Below are 4,034 nucleotides of genomic sequence, written 5' to 3'. Positions count from 1 at the left end.
GTGTCGGCGCGGGGTCGTCTGATGCAGGAACTGCCGTCCGGTGGTGCGATGTTCGCGCTGGAGGCGTCCGAGGATGAAGTGCTCCCCCTGCTGACGGAGGGGGTGTCGGTCGCGGCGGTCAACGGTCCGCGTTCGGTGGTGGTCTCCGGTGCCGAGACCGCGGCGGAGGCGGTCGCGCAGGAGATAGCCGCCCTGGGCCGCCGTACCTCCCGTCTGCGGGTCTCCCATGCTTTCCATTCGCCGCTGATGGAGCCGATGCTCGCCGAGTTCCGTACGGTCGCGGAGAGCGTGACCTACGCTGCACCGCACATCGCGGTCGTCTCGAACGTGACCGGACAGACCGCCGGCGTCGGGGAGTTGGAGTCGGCCGAGTACTGGGTCCGCCACGTCCGGGAGGCCGTACGGTTCGCCGACGGGATCGCCTGGCTCGAAGGGCGCGGCGTACGCCGGTTCGTGGAGCTCGGCCCGGACGGGACCCTCACCGCCCTCGCCCAGACCAGTGTCTCCGGCGACGAGGAGATGCTCTTCGCGTCCCTCCTGCGCAAGGACCGCCCCGAGCCGCTCACGGCGCTCGGCACGATCGCCACCCTCCACACCCGCGGCATCGGCGTCGACTGGCCCGCCGTGATCCAGGGCGACGACTGCCCGCCGGTCACCCTGCCCACCTACGCCTTCCAGCGCCGGCGCTACTGGCTCGACCCGGTCGCCAAGGGTACCGCCAGGACGACGGGACACCCGCTGCTCAGCACGTCCCTCGCGCTCGCCGGCTCGCACACCGTCGTCTCCACCGGACACGTCTCGCTGCGGGCCCAGCCCTGGCTCGCCGACCACACCGCTTTCGGCACCCCGCTCGTGCCCGCCTCGCTCTTCACGGACCTCGCCCTGCACGCCGGTTCCCGGCTCGGCAGCCCGCATCTGGCCGAACTCACCGTGGACCTGCCCCTCGTCCTGTCCGAGACCGGCGAGACCGAGATCCAGACCGTGGTCGAGGGCACCGAGGACGAAGGCCGGTGGACGTTCACCGCGCACTCCCGCCCCGCCGGTCCCACCGACCACACGGGGGACGGCCCCTGGCAGCAGCACGCACGAGGCGTCCTGCAGCGGCTGCCGGACACCGTGACGGCCGCCGGGCACCAGGACCCCGCCGCCTGGCCGCCCGCCGGCGCGATCCCCCTCGACATCGACGAGCTGTACCTCACCCTCGAGGACCGCGACACCGTACCCGGCACCGCCCTGCGCACCCTGACAGCCGCCTGGCGACTCGGCGACGAGGTGTACGCCGACGCCGTGCTGCCCGAGCGGCAGCGCGCCGAGGCCGGCCACTTCGCCCTGCACCCGGCCCTGATCGAGGGCGCCCTCCTCGCTCTCTGCGCGACCGGACACCCCGCACCCCACGCCCTGTCGTGGTCCGGCCTCACTCTGCACGCCACAGCCGCCGAGTCCGTACGCGTCCAGGTCCGCCCCCGCCCGGACGGCACCGTCGCGCTCGCCCTCTTCGACACCACCGGCGCACCCGTCCTCAGCGCGGACGGACTGAGGACACGCACCCTCACAGCGGCGGACCTGCCGGCCTCCAAGGCCGCGGGGAACGACGACATCTTCGGCCTCGTATGGACCGCCTCGCCCGGACCGGTGCTGCCGAACGCCCCCGAACTGGCCGTCCACGCCTGCCTCGACGACCTCCTCGCCGCCGCCGGCACCGGCCCCGTACCCGAGGTCGTCGCCCTCCCCTTCCGCACCCCCCTCGACGACCGCACAGCGACCGCCGAAGCCGTCCGCACCGCCACCACCACCGCACTCACCCTGCTGCAGACCTGGCTGACGGACGACCGCCTCACCGGCTCCCGCCTGCTCCTGCTCACCTCCGGCGCCGTCGCCGCGGCCGACGGCGAGACGGCCCGCGACCTGCCCGCCGCGGCCGTCCGCGGACTCGTGCGCTCCGCCCAGGCGGAGAACCCCGGCCGCTTCCTGCTCATGGACACCGACGCCCCCGGGCCCGACCCGCGAGCCGTCGCCGAGGCACTGCGCCACGACGAGCCCGACGTCGCCCTCCGCGACGGCCGGGTCCTGCTGCCCCGCCTCACCCGCACCGGTACCGGGCAGACCTCGCGGACGACGGTCTTCGACCCCGAGCGCACGGTCCTGGTGACCGGCGGCACCGGCACCGTCGGCGCCGCCACCGTCCGCCACCTGGTGACCGAGTACGGCGTACGCCACCTCGTCCTCGCCGGACGCAGGGGCGCCGACGCGCCCGGCGCCCGCGAACTCCTCTCCGAAATGGCCGAGGCGGGCGCCGACATCACCGCGGCCGCCTGCGACGCCACCGACCGCGACGCCCTGGCCGCACTACTGGCCGCCATTCCACGCGACCACCCGCTGGGCGCCGTCGTCCACGCCGCCGGCGTCGTGGACGACGGCCTCATCACCTCCCTCACCCCCGAACGCCTCGACGCCGTACTGCGCCCCAAGGTCGACGCCACGGTCAACCTCCACGAGCTGACCCGCACCCTCGACCTGACGGCCTTCGTCGTGTTCTCCTCGGCCGCCGCCACGCTCGGCAGCCCCGGCCAGGGCAACTACGTCGCGGCCAACTCCTTCCTGGACGCCTTCGCCGGACACCTCCGCGGCGAAGGACACCCCGCCCTCTCCATCGGCTGGGGACTGTGGGCCGCGGACAGCGGCATGACCGGTCACCTGGACACCGCACAGCGCGGCCGCATCGACCGCAGCGGCATCGGCGCCCTGCCCACCCGGGAAGCCCTGGCCCTCTTCGACCGCTGCCTGTCCCACACCGACGGCACCCCCCTGCCCCTGCGCGTCGACCTGCCCGCACTGCGCCGGAACGCGGCCGGGCTTCCCTCCGTCCTGCGGTCCCTGGCCGGCCGCACCCCGCTACGACGGGCCGCGGGCGCCGGGGCGAACGGCACGGCACCCGCGGGCGGCGCTCTCGCCGCGCTCCCCGAGGAACAGCGCCGGACGGCAGTGCTGGCTCTGGTCCGTACGACGATCGCCGGCGTCCTCGGCCACAGCAGCGACGCGTCGATCAGCCTCGACCGCCCCTTCGCGGACATGGGCTTCGACTCCCTCACCGCCACGGAACTGCGCAACGCCCTCACCCGGGAGACCGGCCTCACCCTGCCCGTGACCCTGGTCTTCGACCACCCCAACCCGACCGCCGTCGCCGACTTCCTCCTCGCCGAACTCGCCCCCACCACGACCGGTCCGGCACAGCCCGCACGGCACAACCCCGCGGCACCGGCCGACCTCGCCGACGACCCGATCGCGATCATCGGCATGGGCTGCCGCTTCCCCGGAGGCGCCGAGAACCCCGAACAGCTGTGGGACATGCTCCTCAAAGGCGTCGACGGCATCAGCGACTTCCCCGCCGACCGCGGCTGGGACCTGGCCGCCCTCTACGACCCGGACCCCGAGTCCCGGCGCCGCGGCACGACATACGCCTGCCGCGGCGGCTTCCTGGAGAACGTCGCGTCCTTCGACGCGGACTTCTTCGGCGTCTCACCCCGCGAGGCCCTCGCCATGGACCCGCAGCAGCGCCTGCTGCTGGAGACGTCGTGGGAGGCCGTCGAACGGGCCGGCATCGACCCCCGCTCCCTGCGCGGCAGCCGCACCGGCGTCTTCACCGGCACCAACGGCCAGGACTACGCACACGTGCTGAGCACGTCGGACGCCGACACCGAGGGCTACCTCGGCACCGGCAACGCGGCGAGCGTCATCTCGGGCCGGGTCTCCTACGTCCTGGGCCTCGAAGGTCCCGCGGTCACCGTCGACACCGCCTGCTCGGCCTCCCTCGTCGCCCTGCACTGGGCGATCCGCGCGCTGACCTCGGGGGAGTGCTCGATGGCACTCGTCGGCGGTGTGACGGTGATGTCGACCCCGGCGGCGTTCGTCGAGTTCAGCCGTCAGCGCGGCCTCGCACCGGACGGCCTGTGCAAGGCGTTCGCGGAGGGTGCGGACGGTACGGGCTGGGGTGAGGGTGTGGGTGTGCTGCTGGTGGAGCGGTTGTCGGACGCCCG

At 74.0% G+C, this 4,034-nt stretch carries 1 protein-coding gene; it reads left to right on the top strand.

The window, feature by feature from the left end; genetic code table 11:
* Positions 1 to 21 precede the first annotated feature (21 nt).
* Positions 22 to 4,034: SDR family NAD(P)-dependent oxidoreductase (locus ABZV34_RS37465; RefSeq protein ID WP_356287161.1), on the top strand; the 4,013-nt coding region annotated here is incomplete at its 3' end.

Source organism: Streptomyces sp. NPDC005195, from assembly GCF_040608315.1.
Classification (GTDB): domain Bacteria; phylum Actinomycetota; class Actinomycetes; order Streptomycetales; family Streptomycetaceae; genus Streptomyces; species Streptomyces kaempferi.
The sequence above is the reverse complement of the archived record's forward strand: the minus strand, read 5'-3'. Positions and strand labels throughout refer to the sequence as shown.